Origin of the sequence: Arthrobacter sp. RCC_34 (assembly GCF_041360795.1) — a bacterium.
Lineage (GTDB): Bacteria > Actinomycetota > Actinomycetes > Actinomycetales > Micrococcaceae > Arthrobacter_E.
Genome location: NZ_JBFUPW010000001.1, coordinates 1,343,097 through 1,363,212 on the forward strand (window position 1 = coordinate 1,343,097; position 20,116 = coordinate 1,363,212).

Consider the following 20,116-nt stretch of genomic DNA (forward strand, 5'->3'; position numbering starts at 1 on the left):
ATTGGACGATGGTGCGCTTCACCGGCAGCGAGTCTTCGCGCTCTTCCGTCGTCGCTCGGCTGGCAGCAATCCTGGCCGAAGACACAGCCCCGTGGCGCGAGCGCATCCTGAAGCGGGTTGCTAAGGAAGTCCCGTCGTTTCAGCTGTCTGGCGGGCTTCCGGAATCAGACCTCGGCGCCTGGCTGGACAAGCTCGAAGATGGGGTTCTCTCGAGACTCCAGCATGGCAGGCCGCTGGACGTCCGGATCTTCGAGGAATTCGGACGCGCGCATGCACAGGCCGACATTCCTCTGGTCGATGTGTACGCGGTGCTGTGGATCGCGTTTGAATCCGACTGGTGGCAGCTCACGGAGGCCGCCAAGGGTCACGACATCGCCGCGCGGGATCTCGTCGAAGGCGCCGAAGTCCTGTGGTCACTCGCGAGGGCGGCCTCAGCCAGCGTGGTGGACGCCTATCGAACCTCAGCGGTGCGCCGGGCCGTGGAACGGGAGAGGCAAACGTCAGCCCTGTTCCGCGCACTCCTTGCAGACGGCTTCTTGGACCCGGACACGACTCAGCAATCACTGCTCGCGCTCGGGCTCGACGGCGCCAAGAGCTTCGCGTTGATCGTCGCCCGCGCGGCTCCTGACGGGGAGGTGTCGGCGCTGCCTGGAATCCGCGCGAAACTTGCGGAAAGCGGCCAGCGGTCCAGCTGGCAGGTCGATCTGAGCGAAACCACCGGGCTCGTCGCGCTCGACAGCCAGAGGTCTCTGGCAATCCTCCTCCAGGAGTTGAGCCGCTCCGTGGTGGGGGCCGTTGGAGTGAGCACGGCCCGTGCCCCGGGGGAAATCGCACGCGCCCATCGACAGGCGCGGAACGCCATGGAATCCGCCGGCGGGCGCGCGGACGTGGTCGTGTTCGGCGATCACTTCGCGGAATCCGTCGTGGCCGCGGCATCCCCTGCGATCGTTGACCCGCTCGTGGAGGCGACGCTCTCCGGTCTTGACTCTCTTGGTGATGATGCACGCCGGAGTCTCTTGGAGACCTTTCTCAGCTGGCTTGATCATCGAGGTGAGGTCTCCGAGGTCGCACGTCTCACGTATCGCCACCCCAACACGGTGAAATACCGGCTCCGACGGCTTGAGACATTGACGTCGCGATCATTGAAGAACCCGGCAGACGTGGTTGATCTGGCCCTGGCGGCCAGGATCGCACTCTCCCGCGGATGGAATGTGGAAGGCGCTGCCGCTAAATGACAGCGCCTGCGGTCGCCCCCACACTGGCTCATTGCTTGCAGCGGATCTGTCGTGGTGGACGAGAGCCCCTGCGGTGTGTGGGTGAGTCACCCTTGCAGCAACCATGCGGATGTCATACGGTCAGGCCTAAAACCAGAACGGGGAGCAATGCGCATCAGGCCGATCAGACGGGGCAACCTTAAGAAGGCCGGCACGGTCATCGAGACCGTGATCCTCCTCGCGAGTCTTCTTTACGTCGTGACGAATGAGATCTGGGCCCTGATGGTCTGGGAGCTCATCGCAGCTCTGTATCTCCTCGTCGGCGGCATCGTGATGTGGCGAGCAAACCCACGGCCCTTGCTGGACCGGCACGAAACGTCCGCCGTCATGCGATGGATGTGGCTGCCCCCGGTGCTCTCCGCGATCGTCGGCGCCAACTCGGCGGTGACGGCCCTCCTCATCAAGAACAGCGGCACCAGTGATGGCCTCGACTCCTTCCTGGTGATCGCGGCCTGCCTCGGCATCGTGCTTTCCTGAATGATGCTGCAGGTCGGGTTCGCTGAAGTCTATGAAGTGCTCGCTCAGGCGGGTAGGAAACCTGAGTTGAGGATGCCGGACGAACGTCCGCTGTCATCTCTCGACTACCTGTATTTCTCGTTCACGATCGGCACCTCCTTCGCCACTTCCGACGTCGAGGTGGTCGGTGACAGAACCCGGCGTGTGGTCCTGGTGCACAGCATCGTCGGCTTCTTTTACAACGCGTTGGTGGTCGCAGTCGCTTTCCAGGTCCTGCAAGGCCTCGCGTCCGGGTGAGCCGACAGGCGCTCGTTGTGACGACAGGTGCCTCCAACCTCGCTGACCAGGCATCATCTGCAGTTCGGTCCTCCGCTGCCGCGAAGTACCGGCAGTAGCGCCCGCCCGACAGGACCGCGCGCAGCCGCTCAACCCGGATGTCAACAAGAAATGAAATTTCAGTCTCACTCTTGACCAGTAAGTTACCGACAAGTAGGTTTCAAGCTATCACCGCGCCTTACCCCGGGTTCACGGCTTCGTGGGCCTGACACTCACGGAACAAAGACGTCCCGAAAGGCCACCATGACATCGTTGACCCGCCGAGTCGCCACTGCGGCCACGGTTTCACTGCTCACCGTCCTCTCGTTACTGCCCGGGGCCCCGGCCCAGGCGGCACCTCTCACCGATCCGGGTGACGCGACCCGGCCGGCGTTCTATCAGGCGCCGGCGCAGCTCCCGGCCCAGAACGGCGCCGTCATCAAGGCCGAACCTGAGCCCTTCCACCTGGATCCTCTCAATCTGCGCGGCACGCTCATCACGTCCCAGCGCATCATGTACAAGACGACGAACCGGACCGGGACCCCGGTCGGCGTCACCGGCACCGTGATCACCCCCAAGACCGCGTGGTCCGGCCCCGGAAAGCGGCCGCTGATCTCGTTCGCGGTCGGCACGCAGGGCCTCGCCGATCAGTGTGCGCCCTCCCGTCTGCTGGCCTTCGCCGCGGAGTACGAGGAGGTGTTCGTCGGGACGTTGCTGAGCCGGGGCTACGCCGTCGCGATCACCGACTACGAAGGGCTGGGCACCGCAGGGATCCATACCTATATGGATCGGGTGTCTCAGGGCCGAGCAGTGCTGGACATGGCGCGGGCGGCCATCTCGCTTCCCGGCACCGGACTGAGCCCGCAGTCACCGATCGGTGTCGACGGATATTCGCAGGGCGGCGGGGCCGCGGCCGCCGCGGCCGAGCTCGCCCCGAGCTATGCGCCGGAGCTCCAGATCAAGGGAGTGTCCGCCGGGGCCGTCCCCGCGGACCTCACCGCGGTCGGAACGTCGCTGGACGGCGGCCTGTACGCCGAGTTCATGCTCTTTGCGCTGGACGGGCTGTTCAGCTCGTACGGTGTCGACCCGGCGTCGTTCCTCAACGCGGCCGGGCAGGCGAAGGCCGCCGAAGTCTCCGGCCACTGCGTCTGGAACCTGCCGCAGAACAGCTATGTGAAGATGTCGAACCTGTCCTCCTCGGGGCAGTCGTTCACGCAGCTCGCTCAGCAGGCGCCCATCTCCACGATGCTGGCGGACCAGCTCATCGGACGCGCGCGTCCCGGTGCTCCAGTCCTCATCACGCACTCCGTGGCGGATGACGTGATCCCGTACCGCGTGGGCAAGGGTCTGGCGCAGCGCTGGTGCACCGCCGGTGCGACCGTGAACTTCGTCCCCACTCCGGTCCCGACCCACGTCGGCGGAGCGGCGCCGCACTTCGCGGCGACGCTGGCGTTCTTCGAGGCGCGGTTCCGGGGCCTGCCGGCGACGAACAACTGCTGGACGCTCTGACCGCAGAGAGCGGTCCGTCCCGGTTCAGGAAGCTTCCGGGACGGACCGCTGACCTCAGATCCCCAGGCTGAGCCCGATCATGGTCAGGGTCACCGCGAAGCCCGTCAGGTAGTTGAGCCACAGGAACCTCCGCCAGCCGGGACGGGTCCGTTCCGACGTCTCATCCCGCACACCGCGATACGGGGCCACATTGAGGAGATACGGGATCGCCAGAAGCCCCGTCCAGCGGGCCGGTCCTCCGGTCACCAGAAGAACCACTCCCGCGGCGGTGTAGCAGACCAGCACCAGCCCGAGGGTCACGCGGCTGCCGAGCAGGGTGCCGATCGAGTCGATGCCGGCCGCGCGGTCCGGGAGGATGTCCTGGATCGCCCCGAAGGCGTGGCTCGCCATGCCCCAGAGGAAGAAGGCGCAGAGCACGCTCACGCCGATCGCGGCGGCGTCGGGCGTCACGACCGCCGAGCCGCCCGGCGCCCAGCCCGCGAGCACCAGGCCGTACAGCGCGGGGGAGACGAAGTGCGTGCTGGACGTGATGGAGTCCAGGACCGGTATCTCTTTGAACCGCAGCCCCGCGACGCTGTACGCGGCGACGGCGAACAGCGAGACGGCCAGCACGAGCCAGCTCCACGGTCCGCCGCCGAGCACCAAGGCGATGACGAACGGCACGCACGAGCCCCACACCAGGTACAGGACGGGCCGGTGCAGCGAGGGGTCCAGCACTGCGCCCTCGACGCCGCCCTTGCGAGGGTTGCGCAGATCGGACTCGTAATCGAACACGTCGTTCGTGCCGTACATCGCCGCGTTGTAGGGGATGAGGAAGAAGAGCGTCCCCACCACGAGTTTCCAGTCGACCACTCCGGCCGTCAGAAAGTACGCGGCGGCGAACGGGAAGGCGGTGTTGGGCCAGGAGATGGGGCGCGAGGCCACGAAGACCTTGCGCAGCAGATCAGCGGTCACTGTCATGGCCACCCCGCCTCTCGCGTCCACGAAGGAGAACCCAGAGCGCCGGGAGCATCAGCGCCGCCGCCACCGGATAGGCGAAGTCCTCCAGCGGGACGTTGCCGAGGTGCGCGCCGCTGAGGCTCGCCGGGTCGTAGGAGAACAGCCCGACGGCGATCATCACGTTGTCGAACACCGCCGTCAGCGCGAGCAGCACGACGCCGGCAACCACCACCGCGGGCCAGCTCAGCCGGGCGTCGGCCCGCCGCCCGGAGCGTCGGCGCAGGGCCACCGCCACTCCCGCGGTTACCGCACCGCAGACGACGAGGAACACGGCGTCCAGCGCGAGGTAACTCATGGGCCCACCCGTTTCCGCCGTCGCTCCTGGACGTGTTCGAGGACCCGCTCGGCGCCCGCGAACAGCACGAGCGCCGTGTAGCAGAGGAACGCCAGGAACACCGGCTCTTCGAGGGGAAGCTCCGGGGCGAGGAGCACTCCCGTCATGTGCGCGGAGTCGCCGTGCCGGAAGATGCCCAGTCCGATCGCGATCAGATCCCACACGAGGAAGAACACGGTGCCGAACAGCACCACCACGGCGGCTGAACGCGGGGCGCGCCACATCACGAGGCTCCAGCGCCGGTCGAGCACGGCCATTCCGGCGGCGCTCACGAGGAGAGCCAGCAGATAGGTCACCGTGCCTCCAGGGCGGAGGCCCGGTCCGGCGCCGGCTCAGCGGGTCCCGGACGCCGTTCACCGCGCACCCGTTTGAGCACGAGTTCCGCGCTGATCAGGCACATCGGCAAGCCGATCCCGGGACGGACCGAGGCCCCGGCGTAGTGCAGCCCCTGGACCTTCCGGCTCACATTGCCGGGCCGGAAGAAGGCGCTCTGCCGCAGGGTGTGGGCAAGTCCGAGAGCGCCGCCGCGCCAGGCGTTGAAGTCCGCTGCGAAGTCGGCCGGCCCCAGGGTTCTCCGCACCACGATCCGTGAGGCGAGGTCCGGGATGCCGGCCCAGGCGGCGATCTGATCCACGGCGTGATCCACGGCCGCTTCGACCATGGCGGAGCCGTTGCCGTCCATGCCCCCGCGTCCCCATTCGGGGCGGGCGGGGGACGGGACGAGCACGAAGAGGCTCTCGTCCCCGGTCGGGGCGACGCCCGGGTCGCTCGCGCTCGTCCTGCTGACGTAGATCGAGGTGGTCTTCGGCAGCGCGCCGGGGTCCGGGACGGTGTGCGGCGACCGCGAGTCGCTGATCCAGTCGAAGTCCTCGCGCCAGTCCCGGCTGAAGAAGAGGTTGTGGTGGCTGAGTTCCGGGAGCGTGCCCCGGACGCCGAGGCACGCGAGGAACGCCCCCGGGCCGGGGTCCCGCCGGCTCCAGGCCTTTTCGGGGTGGGTGCGGAGCTCCTCGGGCAGGAGGGCGTTCTCCAGGTGGTGGAGATCCGCCGCGCCCACCACCAGGTCCGCGTCGTGGCGATGCACCGTGCCGGCGTCGTCCGTCCATTCGATGCCCGTGACGGCGGTGGCGCCAGGGCCCGTGGAGGTGAGGATGCGCTCCACGCGCGCCGACGTGACGATCCCGGCGCCCGCCGCGACGCTCAGCCGGGCCATCGCGTCGATGAACGCCGCGAAACCGCCCTGCGGATAGAGCACGCCCTGTTCGAGGTCGAGGTGGCTCATGAGCTGATACAGCGCCGGGGCTTTGTAGGGCGTGGTCCCCAGAAAGACGGCGGGGTAGCCGAGGATCTGCTGCTGCCGGTGGTCCCGGAACCGGTGCCGGGTCACGCCGGCGAGGCTCCGGCCCAGCGCCGACAGCAGGCGCGGGACCCTGCGCAGCACCTCCGGATGGGTCAGGAACCGGGCCGAGGAGAAATCGTCGTACAGGAAGTGCCGCAGCGCCGTGTCGTACAGGTCCCCAGCTTCCCGGAGGTAGCCCGCGAGTTTCGCACCGCTCCCAAGGTCGAGCTCGTCGAACAGCGCTGCCGCCCGGGCGGCGCCGACCGGGACGTCCCGGTGTACCGCCTCACCTTCGAAGAACGTCCGGTATCCCGGGTCCAGCCGCGTCAGGGTCAGTTCGGCCTCGGCTGAGGTCCCCATGAGCCGGAACCAGTGGTCGATGACCTCCGGCATGAGATACCAGGACGGGCCGGTGTCGAACCGGAACCCGTCCTTCTCCCAGCGCCCTGCCCGTCCGCCGACCTGCTCGCACTGATCGAACACGGTGACGTCGTGGCCGTCACGGGCCAGCAAGCCCGCCGTCGCCAGCCCCGAAGCGCCGGCGCCGATGATCGCGACCCGCAAACGGTCCTGCGTCCGGGCGCTCATGCGGAAACCTGCCGTCCCGCACCGCGCGCCGGACCCAGTCCGAGCAAGACCGCGCCTGCCAGGCAGGCCTTCTCCCGTCCGGGCACGCGGACGCGCTCGTGTGCCACCACGGCTGCGGGGGTGGCCGCGAGCCGGTCGGTGAGCGCCGCGAACAAGGCATAGGCGAGCTCCACGGCTTTACGGCACGACGCCGGCAGGCGCCGCACGCCAGGAAGCGCGGCGCGCAGATCATCCCGGATGCCGTCGACGAGGACGTTCTTCTGCGTCTCGGTCAGGGTGCCGTCCTCGATGCCGGGGAAGTACCCGCGGCCCAGTTCCACGGTGTCCTCGCACAGGTCCCGCAGGAAGTTGACCTTCTGGAACGCCGCGCCCAGGCGTCGTGCCGGTTCGGCCAGCTCCTCCCACCGTTGCCCGGCGGATTCCGGAGCGTCCTCATCCGAGCTGAGGAACACCCGCAGGCACATCAGACCGACCACTTCGGCGGAGCCGTAGATGTACGTCTCCACGGAATCCTCCGTGTGGGGCACTGCGACGCAGTCCCGTCGCATGGACGCGAAGAAAGGTGTCACGAGGGCCGGGTCGATCCCCGTCCTCCGGGCCGTCTCCGCGAAGGCGTGCACGACCGGGTTGGCGCTGTACCCGCGGTCGAGGGCCAGCAAGGTCTCCTGCTCCAGACCGTCGAGGCAGGCCAGGACCTCTTCGGCGGAGAACCCGGCATGAGCGGCCGCGCCGTCCACCACCTCATCGGCCAGGCGGACGAGAGCGTAGACGTTGGCGATGTCCTGCCGGACCGGCCGGGGGAGCAGGCGGCATGCGAGGGAGAAGGAGGTCGAATAACGCCGGATGATCACGACCGACCCCGCGCTCGCGGCCGAGGAGTAGCGCGCGAGGGGATCGGGAACATCGTGCCGTGCCGTCCGTGGGCCGGTGCGGGATTTCAGCGAGAGGGTCATCAGTTCTCCCGGTGCAGGACGTGGTTGCAGATGCGTGTCAGATCGGTGCGCAGGGGCGCCGGCAGGCCGGCGTCCGCCGCGTCGCGGAGTGCTTCGCTGACGAGTTCATGGGCCAGTGCCAGGGCCGAGTCGTCCGCCCCTGCGTGGTGCAGCGCCGCTTTCAGGGCCTCGGCGGCGTCGTCGGAGTCCGTGGCGGCGCGCAGGCGGGAGGAGACCTGCGGGTCCCGCTTGCCGAGCGCCGTCAGGGCCGTCATCTTGCCGCCGCGCAGGTCCGAGGTCACGGATTTCCCGGTCTGGCCCGGGTCGCCGAAAGTGCCGAGGACGTCGTCGATGACCTGGTAGGCGATGCCGACCTTCTCGCCCAGCAGCTCGAGGGCAGCGGCCGACGCCACGGGGGCTCCGGCCAGCAGGGCCCCGGCGGCCAGGGGAGCCGCGAAGGAGTACACGGCGGTCTTCTGGCGCTCCATTTCGAGGACGTCCCCGAGCGAGATCGACGTGTCCTGGGCGATGAGGATGTCCTCGAGTTCCCCGCCGGCCGCGTCGGCCACGGCACGGTCCATGAGGTCGGCGATAGCCTGGCGTGCAGGCTCCGGGCAGTTCAGTTCCCGCACCGCGCGGAAGGCGGCGGCCAGCAGCATGTCCCCGGCGACGATGGCGACCGAGCGGCCCACGTGGCGAGCCTCCTCCTCCGGCAATCCGCGTTCGAGGGCTCCTCGGCCGTAGATGCCGGCGATGTTGCTGCGTCCCCGCCGGGTGAGGTCCTGGTCGATCACGTCGTCGTGGATCACGAGCGCCGCATGGAGGAGTTCGAAGGCGGCTCCGAGGGCCGAGCAGCGGACCTCATCTGTCCCGCCGAACGCCGCGTAGCTCGTCCAGACGAGCTGGGGCCGGAGCCGCTTGCCGCCTTCGAAAGAGTCCGCCAGATGACGCCACAGTCCGCGGGCCTGCACGGAGTTGGTGGCGTCGATCGCCGAGGTGATGATGTCCACGATCTGCTCGTCGACCAGGCGGGAGGTGCGGGGCCAGGTCGCGACCGCAGAAGCGGACGTGACCGGATGGTGCGAGGTCTGGGTCTCGGGGAGGTGATGGTCCGGCGCCGTCCACGCCGTCTGGGTCACACTGCTCATGTCCACTCCTTGACTCGGCCGGCAGAACTGCCTAGCTCCTAGAACATCTAGCTTGTTGTATATCTCGACTATCTACAAATATGGTTGTCTAGGAACGCTCGATTGTCCAGAGGAGGACATCATGTCGATGGCACTACAGTCCCCGAAGTCGCACCTCGCCCCCGCCGCGGCCACCCTTGCGGCAGCCCTTCTGGCGCTGCTGCTCGCGGCAGGAGGGTCCGGCGCGTTCGGTCTCACCCCGGTCGCGTCCGCGGCGGGAGGATATCTCTCCAGCACCGCCACTCCACTGGCCCCGGCCAACGCCGCGTTCGGCATCTGGAGCGTGATCTACCTGGGACTCCTGGCCTATGCGGTCTGGCAGCTCGGCCGCCGGGCCCGAGCGGACGCCCTGCAGCAGCGGCTCAGGCCGTGGGCCGCCGCGTCGATGCTGCTCAATGCCGGGTGGCTCTGGGCGGCCCAGCTCGGCAGTCTCCCGGCCACCCTGGTGGTCATGGTCCTGCTGCTCGCGGTGCTGTGCCGGATTCTCGTGCTGACCGAGGGTATTGCGCCCCGGGCCGGTGTGGAATGGTTGCTGAGTGTGGCGGTCTTCGGCCTTTATCTCGGCTGGATCTGCGTCGCCACGGTGGCGAATGTGGCTGCGATGCTCGCCTGGAGCGGTGTCGACTGGCCTGAGGTTCCGACGGCAGTGGTCGTGTTCGCCGTCGTCGTGGCGATCGGGCTCGTCCTGGCACGCCGCGGGGCCTGGACGCCGCTGGTCTCCATGATCTGGGGCGTCGCCTGGATCGCCGTCGCGCGGTGGCAGGGCCCCCGCTACTCGCCGGACGTGGCGCTTGTGGCGCTGCTCGCCGTCGTCGCGCTGGTGCTCGGAGCGGCGCTGCTCCTCGCGCGGCGCCGAACGGTCAAGGCATAGTCCGGTGCTGACGGAGACCAGGGAATGGCGCTCCACCTCCAGCGCTCAGGACGTCTGGCGGGTGATCGACGCTTACGGATCGTCCGGGATCGCCATGCCGGGCGGCCAGGGCAAGAGCTATTGGTGCATCGAGTCACGGGAGCCGGGGAAGTCCCTGCTCCTGCGAGCGGGCCACCTCCGGCAGGGCCGTCTCTGGCTGGAGCTGTCGCTCGCGGATATCGGAGGCCAATGCGTCTGCCGGCAGCGGGTGATCTTCCTGCCGCATCACGACCGGTTCGCCCGGTTCCACTGGGCGAGGCTGCTCCCGTTCCGGCGGAGCGTGCTCCGCGGTGTCGGCGAGCGCCTGAACCGGTCCCTCCATGCCCCCACGGAAAGGCACCCATGAGCGCTCCAGCGTATGACACGTCACTCGTCCAGCTGGTCTCCGAGCGGGGCGAACCGCTGGGGACGGCGTCCCGGGCAACCGTGCACACGACGACGACGCCGCTCCACCTTGCCTTCTCCTGTCACCTCCTCGACGGGCAGGGCAGGGTGCTGCTGACGAGGCGCAGTCTGTCCAAGACGGCGTGGCCGGGCGTCTGGACGAACTCGTTCTGTGGCCATCCGGCGCCGGGGGAGCCGCTGGAGGAGGCCGTGAGGCGACGCGCGCTGGAGGAGCTGGGACTCGAGATCGCCGACGTGCGCACCGTCCTGCCGGATTTCCGGTACCGCGCTGTGGACTCCAGTGGCGTGGTGGAGCACGAGATCTGCCCGGTGTTCGTCGCCACGGCCACCCGCGACCCTGAACCTGCCCCGGAGGAGGTCGATTCGTGGGCCTGGGCGACCCCGGACCGCGTAGGTCAGGCGATCACCGCGACGCCGTTCGTCTTTAGTCCGTGGCTCGTGCTGCAGCATGCGGAACTCGGCCGCGGACTCTGGCAGGTCTCGGACCGCGGGTAGCCCCCGGACCGGCTGCGAGCGCGGCGAAACGCCCCGTCCGGGCAAGGGCCCGGGCGGAGCGTTCCGTATCGCTCGCTGTGCTCAACTGATCTTCTTCCGGTAGGCGGCGATCGCCAGCACGTAGGCGACCACGAGGATGCCGACGCACCAGGCCAGCGCGACCCAGATGTCGCTCCCCACCGGCTGCCCGGCGAACAGCGCCTGGATCGTGTTCACGATTGAGGTCACCGGCTGGTTTTCGGCGAACCACCGCACCGGACCGGGCATGGTGGCGGTCGGCACGAAGGCCGAGCTGATGAATGGCAGGAAGATGAGCGGGTAGGAGAAGGCGCTGGCGCCGTCGGTGGTCTTGGCGCTCAGGCCTGCGATGATGGCGAGCCAGGTGAGGGCCAGCGTGAAGAGCAGCAGGATGCCGATGACGCCGAGCCACGCGAGCACGCTCGCCCCGGTGCGGAAGCCCATGAGGAACCCGACGCCGAAGATGATCACCAGCGTGATGCCGTTGGCCACCATCGACGTCAGCACGTGGGCCCAGAGCACGCTGGACCGGGCGATCGGCATGGAGTGGAAGCGTTCGAAGATCCCGCTCTGCAGATCGGTGAACAGCCGGAATGCCGTGTACGCGATGCCGGAGGCGATGGCGATGAGCAGGATGCCTGGCAGCAGGTAGTTGACGTAGTTCTCGGTCCCGGTGCTCTGCCGGAGTGCTCCTCCGAACACGTACACGAAGAGCAGCATCAGGGCGATCGGGGTGACCGCCGTAGTGATGATCGTGTCCGCGCTGCGGAAGATGTGCCGCAGGGATCGGCCGGTGAGTGTCGCGGTGTCCGCGAGCGCATGGGTGCTCATGACGCGTCCTCCTTCTGAGTCTGGCGCGGCCCGATGAGCCGGAGGAAGACCTCCTCGAGCGTGGGCTGCTTTTCGACGTATTCCACGGTGGCGGCCGGAAGGAGCTGCTTGAGCTCCGCCAGGGTGCCGTTGGCGATGATCCGGCCTTCGTGCAGAATGGCGATGCGGTCGGCCAGGTGCTCCGCTTCGTCGAGGTACTGCGTGGTCAGCAGGACCGTGGTGCCGCCGGCGGCGAGACCTTTGACGACCTCCCAGACTTCGAGACGCGCCTCGGGGTCGAGTCCGGTGGTCGGCTCATCCAGATAGATCACCTCGGGATGCCCCACCAGGCTCATCGCGATGTCGAGACGGCGCCGCATGCCTCCGGAATAACTTCCGGCTTTCCGCCCACCGGCCTCCGTGAGACGGAAGGCCGCCAGGAGTTCGTCGGCGACGCCGCCCGGATCGGGGACGTGGCGGAGCTTCGCGACGAGCACCAGGTTCTCCCGGCCGGTGAGGATTTCGTCCACTGCCGCGAACTGTCCGGTGAGGCTGATGACTTCGCGGACGCTCAGGCCTTCACGCGCGACGTCGTGGCCCAGCACCGTGGCGGTGCCGGCGTCGGCCTGGAGCAGGGTCGAGAGGATCCGGACCATGGTGGTCTTCCCGGCGCCGTTGGAGCCGAGGAGGGCGAAGATCCCGCCCCGCTCCACGTCGAAGTCGACGCCGCGGAGCACGGGGAGGTCCTTGTACGATTTCTCGATCCCGCGGACGGAGATGGCCGGCGCGCTCATGGCCTGTCCTCCTGCGTCTTCGCGTCGTCGACGGCCTTGATGAGACGGGCCCGTTCCTTGTCGATCCACTGGGCGCCGCCGTAGGACTGGGCGTAGTTCTCGGCGAACTCCACGGGATCCTCTCCGACGATCGCGCTGATGGGGGTGCCGTCCACGGCGGCGCGCTCCCAGAGGTCGGCCAGGTCCAGGAACATCTGGACGAGCGTGTCGCCGTCGGTGATCCCGCCGTAGTACATCGAGTACCGGTGCTGGGCGTTCGCGACCTCCCGGTACGGCGAGGGGAGGGCGTCCAGCCGGGCCTTCGCCTGGCGGTACTGCTTCTTCTGTTCGAGCGATCCGGTGAGCGCTTCGATCCACTTCGCGGCCATGATCAGTTCTCCTTGTTTCCGGTCTTGTTCAGCTGTTCGATGTGCTGTGCGAGGAATGTCCAGGTCTTCCAGAACTCGTCGAGTTCCTGGGCCCCCTGCGCGTTGAGGGTGAACACCTTGCGAGGCGGTCCCTTTTCACTCGGCACCTTCTGGACGTCCACGAGCTTTTTCTGCTCGAGCCGCACCAGGAGGGCGTAGATGGTGCCCTCGGCGATGTCGGCGAAGCCCCGGTCCCTCAGGCGTGCGGTGATCTCATATCCATAGGCCGGTTGCTCGGCCAGGAGGGCGAGGACGATGCCCTCCAAGGTGCCTTTGAGCATCTCGGTCATCTGCTTGCCCATCGGTTCCTCCCTTCACTACTCAGTAATACTTGGTACTACTAGAAAGTATCACTGAGTACCGGTACCTAGCAAGACTGAATAGTGAAGAAGTGGAAAAAAATCCTCCGTGGCGGGCGGGGCGGGCCTCCGGGGGCGCTCACTGCGACCGGGGGAGCGGCACCTCCCGTTAACCTTCGCACTTTCGGGCAACCGTTAGAGGTTGGTTTGCGGGGGCTGGGGCCGGCGGGATTCATGGTTTCTTCACAGCAAACAGCTGCGCGAGGCCGACTCGTATGAACCCTTTTCGTCACAATCGGAGTTCGCGCCTCGTGGGCATCTGGAGCCGTTGTGGCCGCTGCGAACTGAGACCGGCCTGTCAGATCCTCGGAATTCCGGCCGCTGGGCGGGACATTCGCGGGCGCCGGGCGAGACAACGGTCTCGGTGATCTCCGTAACACTGACGAAGTGACAAAACACGGGACAAGTTTTGTCTAGCAGCTGCGCCTCTGGTCCCGCAAGCGATTCATCAGAACTTCGCGTCTGGTTCACCTGCTGTTGCTGGTGTCCCGAATCGGGCGGCCCAAGGATTGAAGGTGGGAACTCCGGCAAGAGTTTTGGACGACCAAGCCGGAGTTCCCGCAGGAACGGAAAACCGTTCCTGGAGCAATGAAGTCACAAAGCGCCCGGGCATTCGCATGTCCGGAGCTCAGTTTCAGCACTCGAACCCACTTTATCAAGGAGACGAGCAGCCATGAAGAAGGCTCTCAAGTTTTCAACCCTCGCCGTCGCCGCTGTGACGGCCACCCTGATCGGTACGGGCGCAGCCCAGGCCGACCCGACCTCGTCCCCCCGTCCGATCAACGCCGTCGGCTCCGACACCACGCAGGATGTGTGGAACGGCCTGTCCAATCTGGACACCAACGTCGCCTCCTGGAACGCGTTCCTCGGCACCAGCACGACCATCAACCTCGACGCCTCCACCACCATCAACCGTCCGGCCGGGTCCGGCGCCGGCGTGCAGGCTCTGAGCGCCGCCGTTGACCCCGCATGGACCGGTGGATACCCCGGCCCCTCCGGCAACGTCAACGTCCAGGGCAAGATCAGCTTCGCTCGCTCGTCTTCCGCTGCGGCGAAGAACGGCACCGATTTGACCTACCTGCCGTTCGCTCGTGACGCCGTCAGCCTGGCGGTCAAGACCACGGCCGGTCCCGTGTCCCTGACCACCGCCCAGCTGCAGGGCATCTACAACTGCACGGTCACCACCATCACCGCCGGCACCAGCACCGTGACCGTCCACCCGAAGCTTCCCCAGGCCAACTCCGGCACCCGGGCGTTCTTCCTCTCCGCCCTGGGCATCACCACCCCGGGCACCTGCGTCACCACCGTCGGCGCGGAGAACGACGGCGGCCAGCTCACCACCGCGGGCGATGTCATCCCGTTCTCCGCCGCGCAGTGGATCGCGCAGCGCAACAACCGCGTCACCAACACCACCGCAGGTCTGGAACTGGCCACCCTCAACGGCCAGGCCCCGACCACCGGCACCGCCCCCAGCCTCGCTCCGGGCGCCCTGTACGGCTCCACCACCACCGAACCCGCCGCCGGTGTCGGCACCTTCGCCCGTGACACGTACAACGTCGTCAAGACCAGCGAATACACCGGCAGCACCACCCTGGCGACCACCACGCTGAAGGCGAACCTGGCGACCACCAACGCCAAGAACGCCATCACGGCCTTCGGATTCCAGAACCTCTCCTACGTCGGCAACCCGACCATCGGCGCGGGCCTGGCCGCCCACCAGTCGGCATACAAGCACTGACGATCGATTCACCCTGCGGCCGTGGGCCGGGATTCATGATCCCGGCCCACGGCCCTGGCCAACCTCACTCGCATCCCACTTCTGAAAGCAGCATCGTGAAATACTCTCTGCCCCGCATCGGCCGCGCGCTCGGCTTGGCATTCCTGGGCTCTTTCGTCCTCGCCGGTTCGCTGGCCGTCCCTCCTGTCGCGGCGGCGCCCGGAGATGGTTCGGGGGCCGGAGAAATCTCGCTCGATCCCCCTTCGGGAATCTGGTACCGATCCGGAGACCCGGGAGTCCCCCCGAGCGGGTTCTACGTTGCAGCGGTCGGAAAGCTCGAATGTGCGCCGCCGCGTTCAGGAACCCCCTCCGAGATCATCACGGTGAAGGGGTCTCCCTTCATCGCGGAAAGCGGAAATGAGTTGCCATCGGTGAACGATGGCACGACTCCTCAATCCTTGCTCGATTCAGGCTCAATCGTCGCGTTCTCCAACCTTCAGCTGGAAACCAGGGGAGATGTGGTCGCCTCTGATTCCACCACGCTTTTCGACGTTCAGAACTGGAATTCGCCGTCGGCCGTTCCAGCGTCCCTGAAGCCTTCTCATCGGTATAGCTTCGGGGTTTTCTGCACAGAGAATGTTCTCGATACGAACACCTGGACCGGCACGACGACGGTACAGAGTCTCAACGGAAAACCCATTGCAGCTTGGACCACGCTGATCACAGGCGCCGATGTGAAGAACTGGAGCACTCCAGCCAAGCTCAATCCCACGACCACCAAGCTGAGCGGTGCGGGCAAGGCGAGCTCCGTGGATCTCACGGCAGAGGTCGACGCGGAGGTCGTGGGCGGACTCGCCGACGACGCTCAGGGCGTCATCGAGTTTTACGAGGGTGCCACCAAGGTCGGTCAGCAGACGGTTTCGGCCGGCAAAGCCGCCCTCACGGTGAAGAACCTGGTCCCGGGCTCCGTCCACAGCTACACCGCGAAGTTCGTCCCCGCCGAACCGAGCGGTTCCGGGCCCTCCTATAGGGGTTCCGAGTCGACGGCGGTGTCCGTGACGGTCCTTGCGACGACACCCACGACGCCGACACCCACCGGCACCCCTTCGGCCACGCCGACACCCAGCGAGACGTCGGAAACGCCGTCGTCCTCTCCGAGTGAGAACAGTTCCGATCCCGGTTCCGGCAGTCCGGCCAGCGGCGCAGCTCCTCTTCCCGGCGATGGCGCTCACACTCCCGGGGTCAACAGCGGCTTCGCCCCGCTGACCGGCTGGATCGGCCAGACGGTCTCCTCACCCGAAGGGATCACCGGACTGTTCGCGGCCGCCCTGGTCCTGGTCACCGGGTTCGCCTTCGGCTTCAACATCCTGACTCGGCGGGCGCGGAAACGCGGGCACTGAGGCACCACCCGCCGGTCTCGTTCCCGCCTTCTTCCAGCTCGTGTTCCACGAAAGATCTCACCTCATGCTCTTGCGAACTCTTCCGTCCGCCCTCCGACGTCGCGCGTCCATCGCAGCGGTGACCATGGCCTCGCTCGCTGCCGTGGCTCTGCCGCTGACCGTGCCTGCGTCGTCCCAAGCGGCGCCCCCGCCGTCGAACGACAGCTCCTGGGGACCGGACGGCACCTTCGACTCGGATTCCGTCGTCTCCGTCCGGTGGGACAACACGGGCAACGCCCCGGAGAACACGGTGCCCCGGGAGCGGGACACCCCGTTGCCCCACACCGCGGGTAAGACGTACGCGGACATCCCGGCCCGGATCAGGAACTCGGTGCAGTCCCTCCTCGGGCCGGACAACGGCCGCGGCGGGATGCGCATGACGGTCTCCCAGAGCAGGGGACTGACGAACCAGACCATTTCCGTCCGGCTGGAGGGGCTCGCGGATCCGTCCCCGGACATCAACCCCGGCGGAACGGCTCCAGACAACGACCAGTTCCAGGTCTTCCAGTGCTGGGGAGCGCCCGGGCCCGACGGCAAACCGGACCCCCGGGCCCAGGCTCCGGATCCCTCCACCTGCGAGCTCGGGGCTGCGGGGTGGGGACGGTGGGCAACCGACGGCCCGACGTCGTTCGCCCAGCAGGTCGGAGGGGATCCGCTGCTTGCAGGCGGCGATTGGGAGCGCCGCGGTCTGATTGACCAGGACGGCTATCTGAAGGTCACCGGAATCGACGGATCGGTGGTGTCCGGGTACCCGCTCACGAGCCCGGTCATCAACCAGAGTTCCACCAACGAGGTGTCCCGTCTGACCGTGAACAAGACGGGGAGCGTCAGCGCGCCCTTTGAAGTCCACACCGGCACCGAGGCGAAGTTCATGGGCTGCGGCAAGCGAGACGACGCGCCGTCGACCAGCAGCTGCTGGCTCGTGGCGGTTCCCCGGGTCGGTCAGCTCCAGCTCAGCAAGGTCGCGAGCCCGGCCGCGTGGGCTCAGCGCCTGCAGGTCAAACTCGGCTTCCGGGACATTCCCAAGCCCTGCTCCAGCACGCAGCAACGCCTGATCTCCTCCGGTTCCGAACTGATCTCGAGGTCTGGGTCGTCCTGGATTCCCGCTCTTTGCGGTCAAGGACAGGGACTTGCTCTCGCCAAGGTGTCGGACGCCACGGCGAGGAACCAGCAGGCCGGCGGCAATCCACTGGCGTTCACGACGCGGCCGTCCGACGGGGCACAGCATGTGCCGGTGGCGCTCTCCGGAGTCGTCATCGCCTACCGGGCCGGTTACACGAATGAGCCGGCGCCCGGACAGCCCCGGTTCGACGGCGCGGTGACAGGACTCAAACTCAACGCCCGGCTGCTCGCCAAGATGCTCACGAGCAGTTATGCACAGGCGATCAAGGACATCGCACAGCCGCCGGGATACGTCTCGCCCAACTTTCTTTCGGACGATCCTGAGTTCCGGCGGCTGAATCCTGACTACAACTTCGATCCGGCCAAGCCGCCGTATCTCGCCGAACTGCAGAACCAGAACTTCAACCTCGAATCGCTCAACTCGGATGCGGCCCAGGTCCTGTGGACCTGGCTGGGCCAGGACAAGGCGGCGGCGTCCTTCCTCAGCGGATGCCCCGATCCGGACGGCATGACGGTGCAGCCCTTCTACTCGAGCAGGACCTACACCGGCTGCGAGTCCCAGGCGAAGACGCTGGAGGCTAGCGCGTCGGCTCAGCGTGCGGCAGCGTCCAAGGTCCCCGAGTTCGTGGATGGACCGCAGATCTACCCGCCGTATTCCGGCGCCTATCCTCAGGTCCTCTGGACGCAGGGTGACCCGGTCAAGGTCGTCGACGGCTTGTCGTTTCCGCGCACCTTGCCCGACTCCTACCCGCGAGTGGACACCATGGAGACGGCGGGACTCCGCACCTCCCGGATGCTCTTCATCCAGAACACGGACAAGTGGTGCAGCACCGCGGAAGGATGCCAGGTCCCTCCTCCCGGCAAGTGGACGGCGGATGGCAGCAAGAACCCCAAGGAAGGCACCTCATCGGTCTTCGGCGTCACCGACACCGCGACGGCCGCCAACTACCAGGTGCAGACCGCCCTCCTCTGCGATGACGACGGCAAGAAGTGCATAGGCGCCGATGAGTCCTCCCTCACCAAGGCGGCGTCGACGTTCACCTCGGACGCGGCGCCACAGCCGGATCCCGCCAAGGCCCTGGCCGCGGGGGCATACCCCCTCACGGTGCCGGTGTACGCGGCACTCAAGCCGGGAGCGAAAGCCACCCCGGAGGTGGTGAAGCAGATCGACACGGTCATCACCTACATGACGGGCCCGGGGCAGAAGCCGGGCTTCGGCGTCGGGCAGCTTCCGCCGGGTTATGCCCCCGTCACGGCCGCCATGAAGGCACACGCCTCGTGCGCGCTCGTCACCTTCACGGGTGCGAAGAAGGCGGGGTGTGCCACCGTAACGCCGGAGGCGAACAAACCCACCGGGACCAGCCCGCTCCTCCCGGCCAGGGAACGGCCGATCAGCGGTGTGCAGAGCCCGCTTGCCCCCCTCCTGCAGGGCGCCAAGGGCGACGACGGCGGCGCAAAGCCCGCTGCGGAACCGGCCGACGAGGCGGCAGCCGCCGGTCCAGCCGCACCGACCGGGGGCAAGGGCGCCCAGCAGGCCGACGCCGCGAGCCCCGTCAGCAACGGTGTCACCGCGGTGACGCCGGCCGCATGGGCGAGTTACGGCTTGTTCGTCCTCCTGGGGCTCGGGCTCGTGGCGGCCATCGTGTCACCCGTGCTGAAGCGGCTCCGGGGCGGGGGAGAGGCATGAGCACGTCGATCCGCAACGAGGCGGCTCTCGGAGCGCCGCCCTCCGGCCCCCGCAAGATCCGCCAGGTGCTCGAACGGAAGGACCTGTGGTTCAGGGCGCTCACCCGCAGCGGCGGCGTGGTCGTCCTGGCGGTCATGGCCCTGGTGGGGCTGTTCCTCGCCGGGAACGGCATCTCGGCGATCAACTCGGTGGGTCTGGGGAACTTCCTCGTCACTCAGGAATGGGCTCCCGAGAACAACAACTTCGGCATCGCGGCGGTGATCACCGGTTCGGTGCTGATCGCCGCCGTCGCGCTGCTGGTCTCCCTGCCGCTGGCACTCGGCACGGCGCTGTTCATCACCGAAGTCGCCGGTGGACGGGTGCGGAGCATCCTCACGTCGGTGATCGACCTGATGGCGGCCGTGCCTTCGGTGGTCTTCGGGCTCTGGGGCCTGAGTTATCTCCAGGTCCAGATCGTCCCCTTCGCCCGCTGGCTGTCCACCTGGTTCGGCTGGATCCCCCTTTTCGCCGTCGATGGCGTGGAACCGGACAATCCACTGCCCAATGATTCGCTCTACACCTCGTCGACGTTCATCGCGGGACTCGTCGTGGCGCTCATGATCCTGCCCATTCAGACGTCGGTGATGATGGAGTCCTTCTCGCGGGCGCCGATCGGGGAACGGGAAGGTGCTTATGCGCTCGGCGCGACCCGCTGGGGCATGATCCGTTCGGTCGTGATCCCGTTCGGCAAGGGCGGGATCATCGGCGGGACCATGCTCGGGCTGGGCCGGGCGCTCGGCGAGACGATCGCGATCTACCTGATCATCAACACGGCGTCGTACGCCATCAACTTCCACATCCTCCAGACCGGGGCCAACTCGGTGGCGGCCCTCATCGCCCTGAAATACGGGGAAGCCAACGAATTCACCATGTCGGCCCTGATGGCGGCGGGGCTCGCCCTGTTCGTGCTGACCATGCTGGTCAACTTCACCGCGTCCGCCATCATCGCGCGGTCGCGGTCGGGCGCGGAAAGCGAGGCCTGAG

21 protein-coding genes are annotated in these 20,116 nt (G+C 67.5%); 11 read left to right on the forward strand and 10 right to left on the reverse strand.

Annotation, left to right across the window (positions count from 1 at the left end; genetic code table 11):
- Positions 1-8 precede the first annotated feature (8 nt).
- From AB6732_RS06345 to AB6732_RS06360, 4 genes are all read left to right on the forward strand, one after another.
- Entirely contained in the window at positions 9-1,235 is a 1,227-nt protein-coding gene (locus AB6732_RS06345) for a PucR family transcriptional regulator (RefSeq protein ID WP_370959164.1), read from the forward strand.
- A 147-nt stretch (positions 1,236-1,382) separates the two neighbouring features.
- Entirely contained in the window at positions 1,383-1,751 is a 369-nt protein-coding gene (locus AB6732_RS06350; RefSeq protein ID WP_370959165.1) for a hypothetical protein, read from the forward strand.
- Between the two features lie 3 nt (positions 1,752-1,754).
- Positions 1,755-2,027, forward strand: coding sequence for a DUF1345 domain-containing protein (locus tag AB6732_RS06355; RefSeq protein WP_370959607.1), 273 nt, complete (start codon positions 1,755-1,757; stop codon positions 2,025-2,027).
- 282 nt (positions 2,028-2,309) lie between these two features.
- The gene (locus AB6732_RS06360) at positions 2,310-3,554 is read left to right on the forward strand and encodes a lipase family protein (RefSeq protein WP_370959166.1); all 1,245 of its coding nucleotides are present in this window, start codon (positions 2,310-2,312) and stop codon (positions 3,552-3,554) included.
- A gap of 54 nt (positions 3,555-3,608) precedes the next feature.
- On the opposite strand, the gene AB6732_RS06365 is transcribed toward AB6732_RS06360, so the two are convergent.
- The 6 genes from AB6732_RS06365 to AB6732_RS06390 are packed head-to-tail and all read right to left on the reverse strand — an operon-like array spanning position 3,609 to position 8,891.
- Positions 3,609-4,514 carry a prenyltransferase gene (locus AB6732_RS06365; RefSeq protein WP_370959167.1) on the reverse strand — a complete coding sequence of 302 codons (906 nt, stop codon included), beginning with the start codon at positions 4,512-4,514 and terminating at the stop codon, positions 3,609-3,611.
- Positions 4,498-4,848 carry a lycopene cyclase domain-containing protein gene (locus AB6732_RS06370; protein ID WP_370959168.1) on the reverse strand — a complete coding sequence of 117 codons (351 nt, stop codon included), beginning with the start codon at positions 4,846-4,848 and terminating at the stop codon, positions 4,498-4,500. Before AB6732_RS06370 ends, AB6732_RS06365 begins: the two co-directional genes overlap by 17 nt.
- Positions 4,845-5,183 (reverse strand): lycopene cyclase domain-containing protein, encoded by a 339-nt coding sequence (locus tag AB6732_RS06375; RefSeq protein ID WP_370959169.1) that lies wholly within the window; start codon positions 5,181-5,183, stop codon positions 4,845-4,847. The genes AB6732_RS06370 and AB6732_RS06375 overlap by 4 nt, the downstream gene beginning before the upstream one ends.
- Positions 5,180-6,811, reverse strand: coding sequence for a phytoene desaturase family protein (gene crtI / locus AB6732_RS06380; RefSeq protein ID WP_370959170.1), 1,632 nt, complete (start codon positions 6,809-6,811; stop codon positions 5,180-5,182). The genes AB6732_RS06375 and crtI overlap by 4 nt, the downstream gene beginning before the upstream one ends.
- Positions 6,808-7,764, reverse strand: a complete 957-nt coding sequence (locus tag AB6732_RS06385; protein ID WP_370959171.1) for a phytoene/squalene synthase family protein — start codon at positions 7,762-7,764, stop codon at positions 6,808-6,810. The genes crtI and AB6732_RS06385 overlap by 4 nt, the downstream gene beginning before the upstream one ends.
- Positions 7,764-8,891, reverse strand: coding sequence for a polyprenyl synthetase family protein (locus AB6732_RS06390; RefSeq protein ID WP_370959172.1), 1,128 nt, complete (start codon positions 8,889-8,891; stop codon positions 7,764-7,766). The genes AB6732_RS06385 and AB6732_RS06390 overlap by 1 nt, the downstream gene beginning before the upstream one ends.
- 121 nt (positions 8,892-9,012) lie before the next feature.
- Here AB6732_RS06390 and AB6732_RS06395 point away from each other — a divergent pair, with 121 nt between their 5' ends.
- Genes AB6732_RS06395 through idi form a run of 3 tightly spaced genes read left to right on the forward strand, consistent with a single transcriptional unit; the run spans position 9,013 to position 10,740 of the window.
- Positions 9,013-9,801, forward strand: a complete 789-nt coding sequence (locus tag AB6732_RS06395) for a tryptophan-rich sensory protein (RefSeq protein ID WP_370959173.1) — start codon at positions 9,013-9,015, stop codon at positions 9,799-9,801.
- Positions 9,802-9,805: 4 nt separating this feature from the next.
- Entirely contained in the window at positions 9,806-10,186 is a 381-nt protein-coding gene (locus AB6732_RS06400) for a hypothetical protein (RefSeq protein WP_370959174.1), read from the forward strand.
- Positions 10,183-10,740, forward strand: a complete 558-nt coding sequence (gene idi, locus AB6732_RS06405; protein WP_370959175.1) for an isopentenyl-diphosphate Delta-isomerase — start codon at positions 10,183-10,185, stop codon at positions 10,738-10,740. The genes AB6732_RS06400 and idi overlap by 4 nt, the downstream gene beginning before the upstream one ends.
- Before the next feature lie 81 nt (positions 10,741-10,821).
- Here idi and AB6732_RS06410 read toward each other — a convergent pair whose 3' ends face one another.
- Genes AB6732_RS06410 through AB6732_RS06425 form a run of 4 tightly spaced genes read right to left on the reverse strand, consistent with a single transcriptional unit; the run spans position 10,822 to position 13,071 of the window.
- Positions 10,822-11,589 carry an ABC transporter permease gene (locus AB6732_RS06410; protein ID WP_066212411.1) on the reverse strand — a complete coding sequence of 256 codons (768 nt, stop codon included), beginning with the start codon at positions 11,587-11,589 and terminating at the stop codon, positions 10,822-10,824.
- Positions 11,586-12,362 (reverse strand): ABC transporter ATP-binding protein, encoded by a 777-nt coding sequence (locus tag AB6732_RS06415; protein ID WP_370959176.1) that lies wholly within the window; start codon positions 12,360-12,362, stop codon positions 11,586-11,588. Before AB6732_RS06415 ends, AB6732_RS06410 begins: the two co-directional genes overlap by 4 nt.
- Positions 12,359-12,730 (reverse strand): DUF1048 domain-containing protein, encoded by a 372-nt coding sequence (locus AB6732_RS06420; RefSeq protein ID WP_144628562.1) that lies wholly within the window; start codon positions 12,728-12,730, stop codon positions 12,359-12,361. The genes AB6732_RS06415 and AB6732_RS06420 overlap by 4 nt, the downstream gene beginning before the upstream one ends.
- Before the next feature lie 2 nt (positions 12,731-12,732).
- Positions 12,733-13,071: a PadR family transcriptional regulator gene (locus AB6732_RS06425; protein ID WP_066212415.1), complete on the reverse strand. Its 339-nt coding sequence runs from the start codon at positions 13,069-13,071 to the stop codon at positions 12,733-12,735.
- A gap of 730 nt (positions 13,072-13,801) precedes the next feature.
- Here AB6732_RS06425 and AB6732_RS06430 point away from each other — a divergent pair.
- From AB6732_RS06430 to pstC, 4 genes are all read left to right on the forward strand, one after another.
- Positions 13,802-14,866 carry a substrate-binding domain-containing protein gene (locus tag AB6732_RS06430; RefSeq protein WP_370959177.1) on the forward strand — a complete coding sequence of 355 codons (1,065 nt, stop codon included), beginning with the start codon at positions 13,802-13,804 and terminating at the stop codon, positions 14,864-14,866.
- A gap of 35 nt (positions 14,867-14,901) precedes the next feature.
- The gene (locus tag AB6732_RS06435; RefSeq protein WP_370959178.1) at positions 14,902-16,245 is read left to right on the forward strand and encodes an Ig-like domain repeat protein; all 1,344 of its coding nucleotides are present in this window, start codon (positions 14,902-14,904) and stop codon (positions 16,243-16,245) included.
- 64 nt (positions 16,246-16,309) lie between these two features.
- Positions 16,310-19,093 (forward strand): hypothetical protein, encoded by a 2,784-nt coding sequence (locus tag AB6732_RS06440; RefSeq protein ID WP_370959179.1) that lies wholly within the window; start codon positions 16,310-16,312, stop codon positions 19,091-19,093.
- Positions 19,090-20,115, forward strand: a complete 1,026-nt coding sequence (gene pstC, locus AB6732_RS06445) for a phosphate ABC transporter permease subunit PstC (RefSeq protein ID WP_370959180.1) — start codon at positions 19,090-19,092, stop codon at positions 20,113-20,115. The genes AB6732_RS06440 and pstC overlap by 4 nt, the downstream gene beginning before the upstream one ends.
- Position 20,116: the final 1 nt, after the last annotated feature.